The following is a 14784-nucleotide window of genomic DNA, read 5'->3' on the forward strand; positions in this document are numbered from 1 at the left end:
GCATGAGTCTGAGAAATGTCCCATCCCCAAACCGAGCGCCATCCGTTTCTGGACGATCTGACTGCTGACGCGCAATTGGTCAGCTCCGTCCTGCGCGGTCCCGTCACGGGACGCGACACAATCCGGCGCGTCGTCGATGCCGTCGGCACCTTCTATGCGTCGCAATCACCGACCTTCGTGCAGGAAGTCGGCTCGCGGCTTGTTCTCGAATACGAAGCCACGTTGACCAGCGGAGAGAAGCTGAGCGCAGCCGTGGTCGTCGAACGCAATCCCGACGGATCGGTACCGCGCGTCAGTGTGCGGATGAGTCCGCTCGGCGCGGTGCTGTCCCTTGCCGCCGGCCTGCGCGAGCGGCTGGGGAAGCAACTGCCGGAAACTCTCTTTATCTGAACTTAAAACGAGCCAGCAGCGCGAACAGCCTCCGGCGAAATTGGAAAGGTAGACCGTCATGGATATCAAGAACGCAACCGTCTTCATCACTGGAGCCAATCGCGGCCTGGGCCTCGCCTTTGCACGCGAGGCACGTCGACGCGGCGCCGCGAAAGTCTATGCGGGCATGCGCAAGACGGATGGCTTCAACGAGGCCGGCATCATCCCGGTCAAGATCGACGTCACCGATCCGACCTCGATCTCGGCCGCCGCCAAGTTGGCGGCCGATACGACGGTCTTGATCAACAATGCCGGAATCGCTGCTCTGATCGACGGGCCGCTGTCGACCGACGTCATGGCGCAATCCGCCCGCATGTTCGACACCAACTATTATGGCGTCGTGCGCGTCACGCAGGCCTTCGAACCGATCCTGTCGACCAAGCCGAACGCCGCCATCGTCAACGTGCTCTCCGACATCGTGTGGCTGCCGCGGCCGATTTTGACGCCCTATGCCGCGTCGAAGGCGGCGGCCTGGAGCTACACCAATCAGCTTCGCTTTCATCTGCGCGAGCGCGGCGTTCAGGTTCTCGGCCTGCATGTCGGGTTCGTGGACACCGATCTGACCAACGGCATTGACGTGCCGAAGGCGAGCCCCGAGGACGTGGTGCGTCAGACCTACGACGCCCTCGCCGCCGGCAAGAGCGAGGTGATGGCCGACCGGGGAACGACGGTGCTGAAGAGCACGCTTGCGGCCGAGGAGCCCGGCTACATCACCCCGCCGCAAGGGTTTTGAGAAGGGTTTTGATGATATCGCTGCGCCCGCGCCGCTGCTGTATTCGCGGCGCCGGCTGCGATAGAAGCGAGAGCGAAAGGAGTGTTGCCGGTGAACAAGCCTCTGGGAATCGATCAATGCAACTGCTTCGCCATGAGGAAGGCCAACCGGCAGATATCGCGCTTCTACGACGCTCACCTCGAACCGGTCGGCCTGCGCATCACGCAGTTCCTCACCCTGGCGGCGCTGAACGAACTCGGTAGCGCGGCCGTCAACGCGCTCGCCGAGCAGCTCGACATCGAGCGGACCGCCATGGGCAAGATGGTCGGCTTCCTGGAACGTGACGGCTTCGTTCGGATCCGGTCCTCGCCCACCGATGGACGAAGCCGCCTCATCGAGCTGACTGATGCCGGCCGCCGTCTTCACGACAAGGCCGCTCCGCTTTGGCAACGTGCCCAGCGCGAGTTCGAGCAGCTGAACGGGGCGAAAAATGTCGCCGTGCTGCGAAGTGCCCTGCGCGACATGGTCGTCGGTAACATCAAGCCGAGCTCATCGGAGGATTGAGCGCCGCCATTCGATCGAGAGCGCGCGGGCTTCTAACCGGGGGTCAATTACGGACCAGAAGCTCACGTAGTAGCTTTGGCCGATAAGAGGTTGTACGATTGCCCGTAAAGCAACTATTGCGCGATGCAATTCTAGGCAACCTCCTTCGGATCGTCCAATGAATCTAGATCGCAGATTTGCCGTAAATCGCTTCTGGCCGATTGTCTATCTGCTGGGCCTTTTGATCGTCATTCTGCTATTTGCTGTCATGTTCTTGGGATTTGCCGGGGTTTCGTTATTGGGCATCGCCACAGATTTCCCGCGCCGCATAGGCGCATCCGTCATGTCGTTTTTTGTGGCCATCTTCTGTGGCGCAGTTCTCCTTTACGTTTGCGCGTTCTTCGGAAGCCTCTTCAGAACGCTTAGACTTGGTGGTCCTGCTCTCACAATTTCCTCTGAAGGGTTCACATATCTCTTCGCTTCCGACGACTTGATACCTTGGACGGCGATCAAGGACATTCATATTGACTGGCACTGGGGAGTAGACGTGCAGATCCGCTTCCAGATCGACTCCAGCTTCGCCGACAGTTTGCGTTGGCGGAGCAGGATCGCGAATTCGTTCAAGCCAGAGTACATCACGGTAATATTCCGATTCATCAAAGCTTCTACGGCAGAGGTTGAGGAGGCGCTACTCAAGCCGCTGCAATCGAAGTCGGTGCAAGCATCGACTGACGTACTCTCTAAGGCCAACGAACTGCTCGCGCGAAACTATGGCGCGCTAGCTGCATATCCCCGGCGGAACGCGTAAGGCTCGCGGTCCGTTCTGGGTCCAATTGCGTCGATCTTGCCGATGCTCGAAGGGGGGCCGGTTTACCCTCGTCAGCCGGCGCGGGGAAGAATGCCGGGTTTCGTCGGCATGGCCAGCAAGCGGTAGTCGGCGCTCCGCGCCACAAGGTACAAGGCCAAGAATTCAGAGAATTTGGAGCTGAGCAAATGAAGGCGTGCAAGGGCCGATCTCTTCTGATGGTGCTGGCCAGCTTGCTTTGGATTTCAGGCGCCATGGCGGATTCGCTCACCATTGTGCTCAGCGGCGCCGATGCAAGTCATGACAAGCGAACGGGAAAGCCGATCGTGAGTCTGACCTTTCCAAGGGCTTCCTCTGAACCACTTCTTAAATGGAGCAAAGAAAACGTCGGCAAAATGCTTGAACTTCTCGTTGACGGTCAGGTCGTTCATCGGTCGATGTTGAGAGAGCCGTTGTACGGCGGGCATCTTCAAGTCTCCGATCCTGATTGGACAGACGGAGCCGCAAACGACCTTGTACGACAAATCTCAAAGACCCCGAACGGACAGGTTGAACTCCGGTCGTCATCGCAGCCCGATTAGTGCGCCTCGTGGGCCGCTTGCCGCGTTCGCTCCACGAGGTTCTCGCGAAGCAACCGGCCGCTATTGCCGGCTGATCTCCCCTGCCGAGGGTCAATCCTCAATCAGGTGCGGGACGATTTGGAGCGGCAGCGTCACCCCGAGCCTCTCAAGCATGCGCTGGAAATCGCTTGCCGTGTAGCGATCGTTCTCGGTGACCAATCCGAGAAGCTGGCCTCGTCCCTCGACGGCAACCGGGCCGATCGCGCCAAGCGCACTCTCAAGCGGGTCAAGCAGCGGCCGTCCCGGCGCGGCGCGCTCGAGGAAACTGCGCAGCCACGGGAGGTGCGTGCTGGAGAGCGTCATCGCCCCGAGATCGGCATGTCGGGCATCGAGCGCGGAGACAAATGCGTCGACCTGCCGTTGGACATCGGCCTGATCGAAAAGAAAAGCGCCGCTCTCGACCAAATCCACCAGCGGAGAGGCATTGATCAGGTGAACGCGATCAGCGGCATCGCCTGCCTCTGTCGCCGCGAAGGCGCGCATCTCCGCACTTTCGACCAGCGACTTCACGCCGAGAACCGCAACGTGTCGCCCCTTCGCCTGTTGCAACGCGTCCTTCACGGGCGGGCGCACCCCGAACACCGGCACGGCGATCATGTCTTTCAGATCGTCAAGGACGGTGATCGACGGGGCATTGGATGCGACGAGGATTGCGGCGGGATCGAAGCGCGCAAGGAAGGTGAGGGTTCGCTTCATGGTGTCGAGAAGCTCCTGGCGGCTCTTGCCGCCATAGGGAAAGCTCGCCCGATCGGCGAAATAGATGAGGTCCTGCTTCGGAAGCGCACGCTGCAAGGCGGCGACGGCCGCATAGCTGCCGATGCCCGCGTCGAACACGGCAACGGGCTTCCTCAGGATGGGAAAATCAGACATTTGATTCATTGGCTTTCGATGGAGTTGCCGGCTAGGCCTTGGCGGCGAGGTCTGCGATCGCCTTCATCACCGCATTGCGGATGCCGGGATCGTAGAGGATATGGCCGGCGCCATCGACGATGCGGACCTCGCTGCCCGGCCAGCGCGCGGCGAGTGCGTGCGATGTCGCGGGCGGGCACAGCAGATCGTAGCGGCCCTGCACCAGGATGCCGGGAATCCCGGCGAGCTTGCCGGCCTCGTCCATCAGCTGGTGTGGCCGCATGAAGCAATTGTTGGCGAAGTAGTGCGCCTCCATGAACGGCGTCGAGGGCAGGGCGCCTGAGGCCTTTAGGTCGAGCCGCGTCTGCTTCGGGGTGTGCTCCGACAGCACGCGCTCGGTGTCATGCCAGGCGCGCGCGGCGGGCGCATGCACGGCCGCGTCGGGATCGAGGATGCGGCGATAATAGCCCGCAAGCGGTGCCGCACGCTCGTGCTCGGGCAGGAAGTTGAGGAAGTCTTCCGAGAGATCGGGATAGAAGCGCGGCAGGGCGCGCAGGAAGACGTCTTCTAGCTCCTCGGCCGTGCCGAGGAATGTCGCGCGCAGCGCGAGGCCGCTGACGCGCTCGGGGTGGGCCTCTGCATAAGCCAGCGCCAGCGTTGCGCCCCAGGAGCCGCCGGCCACCATCCAGCGCGCAAATCCGAAGCGCTCGCGGATCTTCTCCAGGTCGGCGATCAGATGCTGTGTCGTGTTGTGGTCGCGGCCGCCCTTGGGCCGGCTGCGGCCGCAGCCGCGCTGGTCGAACAGCACGGCGTGGAAGCGCTCGGGATCGAACAGCCGGCGATGATCCGGCTGGCAGCCGCTGCCCGGGCCGCCATGCAGATAGACCGCGGGGATGCCGCCTTCGCGCCCCACGCTCTCGACATGCAGATTGTGGCCGTCGCCGACATCGAGCCATTCCGACGTCAGGGGAGCGAAGGGATCGGCGCGCCTGGCAGCTTGCCGGCGTCGGCATCAGGCGCCATGAGGTTTTTCCTGGCGTTCGCCCTGGTGTTGGTCCGTCTCCAGCGTGCCGCCGGCGAAATTGCGATACAGGAAACGGTTCTGCGAGCCGGCGGATTCCCGCTCGGCCTGCTTGAAGATCTCCTCGTGCCGCGGCGACAGCGCGCAGGCCGGGTCGGTATTCCCGGCATCGCCGGTCAGCGCAAAGGCCTGGCAGCGGCAGCCGCCGTAATCGACCTCGCGGAATTCGCAGGATTTGCACGGCTCCGGCATCCAGCCGGTGCCGCGGTAGCGATTGAAGGCTTCCGAGTTCTGCCAGATCCAGGCGATCGAATGGTTCGAGCGCACCGATAAGAATTCGAGCCCGGTAATGCTCTCGGCGGCGTGGCACGGCAGCACCTTGCCGGCCGGCGAGATGTTGAAGAACTGGCGGCCCCAGCCGCCCATGCATTTCTTCGGCCGCAGCGCGTAATAGTCCGGCACAACATAGTCGATCGCGAGCGTGCCCTTCAGGCGCACTTGTGCTTCCTCGACGATGCGGCTGGTCTCCTCGATCTGCTCGACCGTCGGCATCAGCGCGGCGCGGTTCTTCAGCGCCCAGCCGTAATACTGCACGTTGGCGACCTCGAGCCGGTCGGCGTCGAGGTCGACCGCCATCTGGATGATATCGGGCAGCTGATGCAGGTTCTGCCGGTGCATCACGGCGTTCACCGTGAGCGGCATATCGAGCTCGCGGGTCCATTTCGCGACTTCGAGCTTCTTCCTGTGCGCGTCCTTCAGGCCGGCGACGCGGTCGGCAACCATGGGCTCGTTGCCCTGGAAGCTGATCTGCACATGGCTGAGGCCGGCATCGGCCAGCGCCGAAAGCTTGTCCTTGGTCAGCAGCACGGCCGAGGTGATCAGGTTCGAATACAGCCCGACATCGGTCGCGTGCTGCACCAACTCGACGATGTCCTTGCGCGCGGTCGGCTCGCCGCCGGAGAAATGGACCTGCAGCACGCCGAGCTCGGCAAGCTCGCTCAGCACCTTCTTCCATTCCTCAGTGGTGAGCTCGGTCGAGCCACGGTCGAGTTCGACCGGGTTGGAGCAATAGGGGCATTGCAGCGGGCAGCGGTGGGTGATCTCGAGCAGCACCGCGAGCGGGATGCCGTGGGTCTCGGCCGCCGAGCGCGTTTGCTCGAGCACCGCGAGCCCGTCGGTTGGGCCTGCGGTCGTCGTCTTGTTGTCGGCGAGCGTGTCACTCATGCTGTGCTCTCGCGCGCTTCGGTGAGAAAGCCCTTGTCGGCCAGGTCCTGCAACATGGCGATCACGTCGGTCGCGATCGCCTCGCGTGGCGCGGCGTATTTCTCTGCGAGCTGGTCGACCATCTCTGCGACGCTGCGCACGCCGTCGCAGAGATGCAAAACCTCGACCGCGATCTCATCCGGCGCCAGCACGCGCTCCGGCGCCAGGATCACCCAGACTTGCCGCGTCTCGTCGAATTTCAGCTTGGTGTGGCGCGGCAGTTTCGGCCGGCTGGTCTCGCTGACGCTGATGTTGCGGCTGGCCATGATCTTGTTTCCTAATTCGCCTTCGGCACGAAGGCGCCGGGCGGAATCTGGCCGTCGACATAGGCGTGGTAGAGCGCGTCGAGCTGCACCCACAGCACGTTGGTCTTGAAGATCAGCGCGTTGCACACAGCCTCGCGCTCGGCCGGCGTCCTGGCATGCTGCTTGACGTAGTCGAGCGCAAAGCCGGCGTCGCGCGGGGCCTGGGTCAGGCGGCGGCTGAAATAGCTCATGATGTCGGGGTTGACGAAGTCGTAATGCTTCAGCATCCCCGAGATGCGCTCCTCATGCAGGTTCGGCGCGAACAATTCGGTGAGCGAGGAGGCGATCGCCTCCAGCGGCGTGCGGTCGCGGCAGAAATGCACATAGGCTTCCACGGCAAAGCGCGTCGCCGGCAGGATGCCTTCGGTGGACTCGACATAGGCGGTATCGAGGCCGAGGCCTTCGGTCAGCTTCAGCCAGCGCTCGATGCCGCCCTCATTGCCGAGATCGCCGTCATGGTCCTCGATGCGGTGGCGCCATTCGATCCGCGTGTTGCGGTCGCGGAAGCGCGAGATCACCATCGCGTCCTTCAGCGGGATCGTGCTCTGGTAGTAATAGCGGTTCAGCGCCCAGGCCTGGACCTGGCCCTTGTTGAGCTTGCCGCCGTGCAGCAGGCGGTGGAACGGGTGCTGGCTGTGATAGCGCGTCGCACCGATGGTGCGCAGCGTCGCCTCCATCTCCTCGGCACTGTCGAGCGTGATGCCCTTGCCGATCGAGAGCGCGGTCATTCCGTTTGTAGGCACGACATTCACAGCACGATCTCCGTTCCGTCGGAGGGAATCTGCCAGCCCGCCTGTTCGGCCGCCTTGCGTTCGGCCGAGGTCCCAAGCAGCGCCGGGTTGGAGTTGTTGATATGCAAAAACACTTTTCGTCCGATGTCGAGCCCGGCGAGGCTTGCGATCGCGCCCTGATCGCCCGACATCGCGATATGTCCCATGCCCTGGCCGGTCTTGTTGCCGAGCCCCGCCGCGATCAGCTCGTCGTCGCGCCACACCGTGCCGTCGAAGAACACCAGGGGCGCGCCCTTGAGCCGTGCTTTCAGGTCGTCGGTCACGCGGGCGCAGGCGGCCAGGAAGTAGAAGTATTTGCCGCTGCGCTTATCCGCAATACGCAGGCCGAGCGTATCGCCGACGCCGTCGGCGCCCGCCGGATGTGTCTTGCCCTCGAGATACCATGCGCCCTTGCCGGGAACCTCGAACGGCAGCACCTCGAGCCCGGACGGCGATCCGTCGGGCAGGGCCGGCTCGAAGGGCCGGTCGACCGCGATCGGAAGCCGGGCGACGTTCTTCTCGCCGAGCACGTTGAAGATGCTGTTCGCGCGCAGGATCGCCAGCACCCGCTCATGGGCGTAGATCGCGAACGGCGAGCCCTCGCGCATCGACAGCAGCCCGGCGACGGCATCGATCTCGCCATTGGTGAGGATGACGCCCGCGATCGGGCTGTGGCGCAAGGCGCCGGGCTTCGGATGCAGCTGCGGCGTTGCGATCATCTGCTGACGAAGGTCGGGCGATGCGTTGACCAGGAACCAGTGCGCGCCGTCGCCGCTGACGGCGATCGAGGCTTGCGTGCTTTGCAATTCGGGGTGGTCGCTTCGCGCCGTCCTGCAGACGGCACAGCCGCAGTTCCACTGCGGAACGCCGCCACCCGCCGCGGCACCCAGGACGACGACACGAAGCATGATCCGTCCCCTGGAGAGTTTCACTCTGAAGTTTGACTTGGACCGAGAACTTGGACCCAGAAACGTTACGAGGTGGACTCCGGCTTTGGAACACACCCCCGTGCTCGGGAGCGCGTTACGCCCGGATGTCCACCTGCGCTAAACCGCTAAACGTGTATAGGGCGCTGCCGCTTACTTGCGGGTGGCGCACATATACATGTTGATTTCCATGCCGACCGACACTTCGACGATCTTCGGTGCTTTCCAGGCCATTTGGCTCTCCTTGTTGCAACCGGACGAACTTTCCGCCCTGCAGGTAAACTACTGTGGTTGGAAAAGTTCGCCACTAAATTTTTCGCTAGGCGCCCTGCGGAACGGCATGCTGCACTGCGGAAGGCAAATCCGGCCCACTCACAAATTTGTGCGCGCATTTCCCGTCAAAACCCGGTGCCATCAGACCTTTTTCCTGTTGTTCGCCACACGGTGAATGGTGATCTTGGACTATGAGACAGGGGCCGGATGATCCTCCGAAGGTCCTGATGACGATTCTGTGCTTCCCGGTGACGGGAAGCGACTAACCGAGCCGAGTTCAGCCGATGCCACGCTATTTCTTCAATACCCGTATCGGCGACGAGCTGATTTCCGATCCCGACGGCGAGATCCTGCGCGACCCGGATCGCGCGTGGGAGATGGCGCGGGCGATGATTCGCGAGTTGCTCAAGACCGAAGGCGCCGACGGCGCGCTGCTCAGCGCGGTCATCGAGGTGACCGACGACGAGGGCGAGATCGTGCTGGAGTTTCCATTCACCGAGGCGATTCTCGATCGCCCGGACCGCTCGATGACGAGGCACTGACGCACGCTGACATGGCCGCGTGGCTACAACCATGCGTTGGCCGATGCCGGCATGTTTCCGATTGCAATTGTCCGGACAAATTCGCAAGACTATGAACGGAAAGCCTGATGGCGCCGCTCGACCTCAATGGCGCGCAACCAACAATGGCTTCCACCCAGGGGAGATCATCCATGAAAAGACACTCGTTCGGACCGCGCAGCCTGCTGCTCGCGGGGGCCATGCTCGGGGCATTCACGCTCTCTGCTGCGGCGCAGCAGCCGGCTGCCGCGCCTGCCGCAGGTGCAGCTCCGGCCGCCCAGCCGCTGCCGCCGGGCTCGCCATTGATCGGACGTCCGGACAATGAAGCAGCCGCCAAGCTCGCGCCGGTGCGCCGCCGCCGCTGCCGTCGGCGCCCGACAAGCTGCCGCTCGCCAAGCTCAAGGTGCCGGCCGGCTTCAATGTCGAGGTCTACGCCGCCGGCATGGCCAATGCGCGCTCGCTGGCGCTCGGCGACAAGGGCACCGTGTTCGTCGGCAGCCGCCTCGTCGACAAGGTCTATGCAATCGTCAACAAGGACGGCAAGCGCTCGGTCAAGGTGATCGCCTCCGGCCTCTATCGTCCGAACGGCGTCGCCTTCAAGGACGGCACGCTCTACATCGCCGAGCTCTCGAAGGTCTCCAAGATCGACAAGATCGAGGACAATCTGGACAACCCGCCGAAGCCGACCGTCATTTACGACAAGCTGCCGAAGGACGAGGCGCATGGCTGGAAGTTCATCGCCATCGGCCCCGACAACAAGCTCTATGTTCCGGTCGGCCAGCCCGGCAACAACGTGCTGCATGATGCCGACCACGGCCAGATCCGCCGCATGAATCTCGATGGCTCCGGCGCCGAGGTCTACGCGCTCGGTGTGCGCAACTCGGTCGGCTTCGACTGGAATCCCGAGACCAAGCAGATGTACTTCACCGACAACGGCCGCGACTGGCTGTCGGAGACGGTGCCGGAAGACGAGCTCAACCGCATCACCAAGGCGGGCGAGGATTTCGGCGCGCCGTTCTGCTACCAGGGCAACATCATCGACCAGGAGCTCGGCTGGGGTAAGAACTGCAAGGACTACACGCCGCCGGTCGGCCTGATGGGCCCGCATACCGCCTCGCTCGGCATGCGCTTCTATACCGGAAGCCAGTTCCCGAAGACCTACAAGAACGTGATCTTCGTCGCGCGTCACGGCTCCTGGAACAAGTCGCAGAAGCAGGGCGGTGACGTCGTCGCCGTGAGGCTGAACAAGGACGGCACCGTGAAGTCGGTCGAACCGTTCATGACCGGCTTCCTCGAGGACAACAAGTATGTCGGCCGCCCGGTCGACGTGATGCTGCTGAAGGACGGCTCGCTGCTCGTCTCCGACGACTGGAACGGCGCGGTCTATCGCGTCAGCTACGGCAAGCCGAAGGTCGCCAACCAGTAAGCTGAAAGTCTAGCCATCGTCATTGCGAGCGAAGCGAAGCAATCCATTCCGCCACCTGCGGCGATATGGATTGCTTCGTCGCTTCGCTCCTCGCAATGACGGAACATGCCGGGAGAGCCCAATGCACAAAACCATCATCGCAGTCCTGGCACTCGCCGCGCTGAGCTTCTCCGCCAATGCCGAGACCATCCAGGAACGCGCCGTGGCGTGCTTCGCCTGCCATGGCGAGCACGGCACGTCGGAAACCGAGAACACGCCCTCGCTCGGCGGCCAGCAGGCGCCCTATGCGCTGATCCAGCTGTTCATGTTCCGCGAGAAGCTCAGGGTATTCGACCCGATGAACGAGATGGCGAAGCCGATGACCGACGACGATTTGCGCAGCTTCTCGGATTTCATCGCCACCCTGCCGAAGCCGACGCCGCCTTCTGACGCCGGCGATCCCGCGCGGATGGCGCGCGGCCAGGCGCTGGCACAGCAGAACCGCTGCAACAGCTGCCACAACACCGATTTCTCCGGCAAGGACAACGTCCCCCGCATCGCCAACCAGCGCGAGGATTACCTCGCCAAGACGCTGGCCGAATACAAGGACAACAGCCGCCACGGCTACGACGCCACTATGGCCGACGTGATGCAGACGGTCACCAAGGAGCAGATCGGCGACCTTGCCTATTACATCGCGCATTTCCGCTGACCGGCTACGCGGCGGGAAGCTGGCCTTGCTCTGCATGTAGCGCTAAAACGCCTCCGTCATACGGAGTGTCTCATGCAGGATCTTTGGCGTCTGTCGGCAACCGAGCTCGCCGGCCTCATCAAATCGAAGAAGGTATCGGCAAAGGAGGCGGCGGAGGCCGGGCTCGCCCGGCTCGATGCGGTCAACCCTGACATCAACGCGGTGGTCGATCACCGGCCGGACGACGTGCTGGCGCAGGCCGCCTCAATCGATGCGGCAATTGCGCGCGGCGAGGCGGTGGGGCCGCTTGCCGGCGTGCCGATCACGATCAAGGTCAATGTCGACCAGGAGGGCTACGCCACCACGAATGGGCTGAAGGCGCAGCGCGACCTGATCGCCAAGGTGGACAACCCGGTGGTCGCCAACCTGCGCAAGGCCGGCGCGGTGCTGCTCGGCCGCACCAATTGTCCGGCGGTGTCCTATCGCTGGTTCACCACCAACCTCATTCACGGCGACACCAAGAACCCGCGCGATCCAGCCATCACCCCGGGCGGCTCGTCCGGCGGCGCGGGCTCTGCGGTCGCGGCCGGCATCGGCCACATCGCCCATGGCACCGATATCGCCGGCTCGATCCGCTATCCGGCCTACGCCTGCGGCGTGCACGGCCTGCGGCCGAGCATGGGGCGCATCCCCGCCTTCAACGCGGCATTGCCGGAGCGTCCGATCGGCCCGCAGATCAGCGCCGTGTCGGGGCCGCTGGCGCGCACCGTCAACGATCTGCGCATCTCGCTCGCGGCGATGTCGGCGCCTGATTATCGCGATCCCTGGTACGCGCCGGTGCCGCTCGAGGGCCCGCCGCGCGAGAAGCGCGTTGCAATGTGCCTCAATCCGGATGGTCTCAATCCTGTGCCGGAAGTGGTCGCCGCGGTGGCCGATGCGGGCAAGCGTCTGCAAGCCGCCGGCTGGATCGTCGAGGAGATCGCCGACACGCCGTCGCTGCGTGAGGCGGCCGAGATCCAGACCCGGCTCTGGCTCGGCGACGGCTACGAGGCGCAGCTCGCGTTTGCCGAGCGCGAGGGCGATCCCGGCGCGCTGGCCTGCCTGCGCGGCGTCCGCGCGCGGGTGCATCCGTTCGACCTGTCGCAGGCGCTGACCCGCCGCGCAACGCTGACGCGCGAATGGTTCGCTTTCCTCGACAAATATCCGGTGCTGCTGATGCCGGTGTCCGGCGAGCTGCCGTTCCCCGATCATCTCGACCGCAAGGACGAGGCGTCGTTCGCGCGGGTGTGGCATGCGCAGCTGCCGCAGATCGCGATCCCGTTCATGGGGCTCCCCGGGCTGGTCGTCTCCACCGGTCTCGTCGGGCGGATTCCGGTCGGCGTACAACTCGTGGCGGCGCGTTACCGCGAGGATCTCTGTCTCGCTGCAGGCGAGGCGGTCGAGGCCGGCGGCACACCGTCCGCCGCCATTGATCCGGTGAGCTGAGATGGCCACGGTCTACGATTTCACCGCAAAATCGCTTGCCGGCGAGGACATGCCGCTGCGGCAGTTCGAGGGGCAGGTGCTGCTGATCGTGAACACGGCGAGCGCCTGCGGGTTCACGCCACAGTACAAGGGCCTGCAGGAGCTGCACGCCGGCCTCTCGCCGCGCGGCTTTGCCGTGCTCGGCTTTCCCTGCAACCAGTTCGGTGCACAGGAGCCAGGCGATGCGAAGCAGATCGCCACGTTCTGCGAGACCAACTACGCCGTGACGTTTCCGATGTTCGCCAAGATCGACGTCAATGGCTCAGGTGCGCATCCATTGTACGAACACCTGAAACGTGAGAAGTCGGGCCTGCTCGGGCCGGCGATCAAGTGGAACTTCACCAAGTTCCTGGTCGATCGCGCCGGCAAGGTCGTGGCGCGGCATGCGCCGACCGCCCGGCCCGAAGGATTGAAGAAGGAAATCGAGGCGCTGCTATGAGCGACGACACCAACGACCAATTCCCCGACCGCCTCTCGGTCGATCCGAACAGCCCGTACTACAACGCGGAGATTCTGGCGCGCGACGTCGGCATCCGCTTCAAGGGCGCCGAGAAGACCAATGTCGAGGAGTACTGCATCAGCGAGGGCTGGGTGCGCGTCACCGCCGGCAATGCCAAGGACCGTTACGGCAATCCGCTGACTATCAAGGTGCACGGCCCGGTCGAACCGTATTTCCGGGATAAGGCGAAGTCCTGACGGTATCGCCCCGCGTCATTGCGAGGAGCGAAGCGACGAAGCAATCCACTGCGTCCGCGTAAATGGAGACATGGATTGCTTCGCTGCGCTCGCAATGACGGCGGAAAAGCCGGTAGACGCAACTCAGAGAGTGCAAGCATGTCCGTCCGCATCGTCGACGTCCGCGAGGTGACGAAACCGATCTCCTCGCCGATCCGCAACGCCTATATCGACTTCACCAAGATGACCTCGAGCCTGGTTGCCGTGGTCACCGACGTGGTGCGCGACGGCAAGCGGGTGGTCGGCTATGGCTTCAATTCCAACGGCCGCTACGGGCAGGGCGGTCTGATCCGCGAACGCTTTGCGCCGCGCCTCAAGGAGGCCGAACCGAAATCGCTGCTCGATGCCACCGGCGACAATCTCGATCCGGACAAGGTCTGGTCGACGCTGATGTCGAACGAGAAGCCGGGCGGCCACGGCGAGCGTTCGGTCGCGGTCGGCACCATCGACATGGCGGTGTGGGACGCGGTAGCGAAGATCGCGGGCAAGCCGCTGTTCCGGCTGCTTGCCGAGCGCCACGGTCTCACCGCCAATCCGCGCGTCTTCGTCTATGCCGCCGGCGGCTATTACTATCCGGGCAAGGATCTCGGCGCGCTGCGCAAGGAGATGCGCGGTTATCTCGACCGCGGCTACAACGTCGTGAAGATGAAGATCGGCGGCGCGCCGCTTGCCGAAGACCGCGAGCGCATCGAGGCGGTGCTGAAGGAGATCGGCAGCACAGCGCAGCTCGCGGTCGACGCCAATGGCCGTTTCGATCTGGAGACCGCGATCGCCTACGCCAAGATGCTGCGGGAATACCCGCTGTTCTGGTACGAGGAGGCCGGCGATCCGCTCGATTACGCGTTGCAGGCTGCTTTGGCCGAATTCTATCCCGGGGCGATGGCGACCGGCGAGAACCTGTTCAGCCACCAGGATGCGCGCAACCTGATCCGCTATGGCGGCATGCGGCCGGATCGCGACTGGCTGCAATTCGACTGCGCGCTGTCCTATGGGCTCTGCGAGTATCAGCGCACGCTCGAGGTGCTGAAGACGCACGGCTGGTCGCCGAGCCGCTGCATCCCGCATGGCGGCCACCAGATGTCGCTCAACATCGCGGCCGGCCTCGGCCTCGGCGGCAATGAGAGCTACCCGGACCTGTTCCAGCCCTATGGCGGGTTCCCCGACGGCGTCCGCGTCGAGAACGGCCACATCGTGATGCCCGACCTCCCCGGCATCGGCTTCGAAGGCAAGTCGGATCTCTACAAGGAGATGAAGGCGCTGGCCGACTAGCCGGCGCCCCTCCGGCGGGCCCGGCAGGCTTGAGTCTGCTTGCAAAATAATTTGAGCGATGCTCAATAAAATATTGAACGTTGC

18 protein-coding genes and 1 pseudogene are annotated in these 14784 nt (G+C 63.8%); 12 read left to right on the forward strand and 7 right to left on the reverse strand.

Annotated elements, in window-relative coordinates:
* Positions 1–15 precede the first annotated feature (15 nt).
* From AKN84_RS20795 to AKN84_RS20815, 5 genes are all read left to right on the forward strand, one after another.
* Positions 16–390 (forward strand): hypothetical protein, encoded by a 375-nt coding sequence (locus tag AKN84_RS20795; RefSeq protein WP_050422497.1) that lies wholly within the window; start codon positions 16–18, stop codon positions 388–390.
* A 58-nt stretch (positions 391–448) separates the two neighbouring features.
* Positions 449–1162 (forward strand): SDR family oxidoreductase, encoded by a 714-nt coding sequence (locus tag AKN84_RS20800; protein WP_050422498.1) that lies wholly within the window; start codon positions 449–451, stop codon positions 1160–1162.
* Between the two features lie 90 nt (positions 1163–1252).
* On the forward strand, positions 1253–1705 hold the full coding sequence (locus tag AKN84_RS20805; RefSeq protein ID WP_430649921.1) for a MarR family winged helix-turn-helix transcriptional regulator: 453 nt from the start codon (positions 1253–1255) through the stop codon (positions 1703–1705).
* Between the two features lie 157 nt (positions 1706–1862).
* Positions 1863–2492 (forward strand): hypothetical protein, encoded by a 630-nt coding sequence (locus tag AKN84_RS20810; protein ID WP_050422500.1) that lies wholly within the window; start codon positions 1863–1865, stop codon positions 2490–2492.
* Between the two features lie 185 nt (positions 2493–2677).
* Positions 2678–3070 carry a SecDF P1 head subdomain-containing protein gene (locus AKN84_RS20815; RefSeq protein WP_050422501.1) on the forward strand — a complete coding sequence of 131 codons (393 nt, stop codon included), beginning with the start codon at positions 2678–2680 and terminating at the stop codon, positions 3068–3070.
* Positions 3071–3160: 90 nt separating this feature from the next.
* Here the strand turns inward: AKN84_RS20815 and AKN84_RS20820 are convergent, their stop codons facing one another.
* The 7 genes and pseudogenes from AKN84_RS20820 to pqqA all read right to left on the reverse strand — a co-directional run bounded on the left by AKN84_RS20820 (position 3161) and on the right by pqqA (position 8477).
* Positions 3161–3979, reverse strand: a complete 819-nt coding sequence (locus AKN84_RS20820) for a glutamate racemase (RefSeq protein ID WP_244485340.1) — start codon at positions 3977–3979, stop codon at positions 3161–3163.
* A gap of 31 nt (positions 3980–4010) precedes the next feature.
* A pseudogene (pip, locus tag AKN84_RS20825) lies at positions 4011–4981 on the reverse strand (prolyl aminopeptidase).
* Positions 4971–6203, reverse strand: coding sequence for a pyrroloquinoline quinone biosynthesis protein PqqE (gene pqqE, locus AKN84_RS20830; protein ID WP_050422504.1), 1233 nt, complete (start codon positions 6201–6203; stop codon positions 4971–4973). The pseudogene pip and the gene pqqE overlap by 11 nt, the downstream one beginning before the upstream one ends.
* The gene (gene pqqD, locus AKN84_RS20835; RefSeq protein WP_050422505.1) at positions 6200–6508 is read right to left on the reverse strand and encodes a pyrroloquinoline quinone biosynthesis peptide chaperone PqqD; all 309 of its coding nucleotides are present in this window, start codon (positions 6506–6508) and stop codon (positions 6200–6202) included. The genes pqqE and pqqD overlap by 4 nt, the downstream gene beginning before the upstream one ends.
* An 11-nt stretch (positions 6509–6519) precedes the next feature.
* A complete protein-coding gene (pqqC, locus tag AKN84_RS20840) occupies positions 6520–7275 on the reverse strand; it encodes a pyrroloquinoline-quinone synthase PqqC (RefSeq protein WP_050422506.1) in 756 nt (251 codons plus the stop codon).
* A 20-nt stretch (positions 7276–7295) separates the two neighbouring features.
* Complete coding sequence (gene pqqB, locus AKN84_RS20845; RefSeq protein WP_050422507.1) at positions 7296–8225, reverse strand: pyrroloquinoline quinone biosynthesis protein PqqB; 930 nt, start codon at positions 8223–8225, stop codon at positions 7296–7298.
* Positions 8226–8396: 171 nt separating this feature from the next.
* Positions 8397–8477, reverse strand: a complete 81-nt coding sequence (pqqA, locus tag AKN84_RS45805) for a pyrroloquinoline quinone precursor peptide PqqA (protein WP_035635412.1) — start codon at positions 8475–8477, stop codon at positions 8397–8399.
* Between the two features lie 323 nt (positions 8478–8800).
* Here pqqA and AKN84_RS20855 point away from each other — a divergent pair, with 323 nt between their 5' ends.
* From AKN84_RS20855 to AKN84_RS20885, 7 genes are all read left to right on the forward strand, one after another.
* Entirely contained in the window at positions 8801–9058 is a 258-nt protein-coding gene (locus AKN84_RS20855; protein WP_016839844.1) for a DUF6894 family protein, read from the forward strand.
* A 421-nt stretch (positions 9059–9479) separates the two neighbouring features.
* Complete coding sequence (locus tag AKN84_RS20860; protein ID WP_244485342.1) at positions 9480–10502, forward strand: PQQ-dependent sugar dehydrogenase; 1023 nt, start codon at positions 9480–9482, stop codon at positions 10500–10502.
* A 121-nt stretch (positions 10503–10623) separates the two neighbouring features.
* Positions 10624–11193 (forward strand): c-type cytochrome, encoded by a 570-nt coding sequence (locus AKN84_RS20865; RefSeq protein WP_050422509.1) that lies wholly within the window; start codon positions 10624–10626, stop codon positions 11191–11193.
* 72 nt (positions 11194–11265) lie between these two features.
* Positions 11266–12657: an amidase family protein gene (locus AKN84_RS20870; protein WP_050422510.1), complete on the forward strand. Its 1392-nt coding sequence runs from the start codon at positions 11266–11268 to the stop codon at positions 12655–12657.
* 1 nt (position 12658) lies between these two features.
* Positions 12659–13135, forward strand: a complete 477-nt coding sequence (locus AKN84_RS20875; RefSeq protein WP_021080043.1) for a glutathione peroxidase — start codon at positions 12659–12661, stop codon at positions 13133–13135.
* Positions 13132–13392, forward strand: a complete 261-nt coding sequence (locus AKN84_RS20880; protein ID WP_050422511.1) for a DUF3297 family protein — start codon at positions 13132–13134, stop codon at positions 13390–13392. The genes AKN84_RS20875 and AKN84_RS20880 overlap by 4 nt, the downstream gene beginning before the upstream one ends.
* A gap of 138 nt (positions 13393–13530) precedes the next feature.
* On the forward strand, positions 13531–14700 hold the full coding sequence (locus AKN84_RS20885) for a mandelate racemase/muconate lactonizing enzyme family protein (RefSeq protein WP_050422512.1): 1170 nt from the start codon (positions 13531–13533) through the stop codon (positions 14698–14700).
* The last annotated feature ends 84 nt before the right edge of the window (positions 14701–14784 follow it).

This window comes from Bradyrhizobium tropiciagri (genome assembly GCF_001189845.1).
Classification (GTDB): domain Bacteria; phylum Pseudomonadota; class Alphaproteobacteria; order Rhizobiales; family Xanthobacteraceae; genus Bradyrhizobium; species Bradyrhizobium tropiciagri.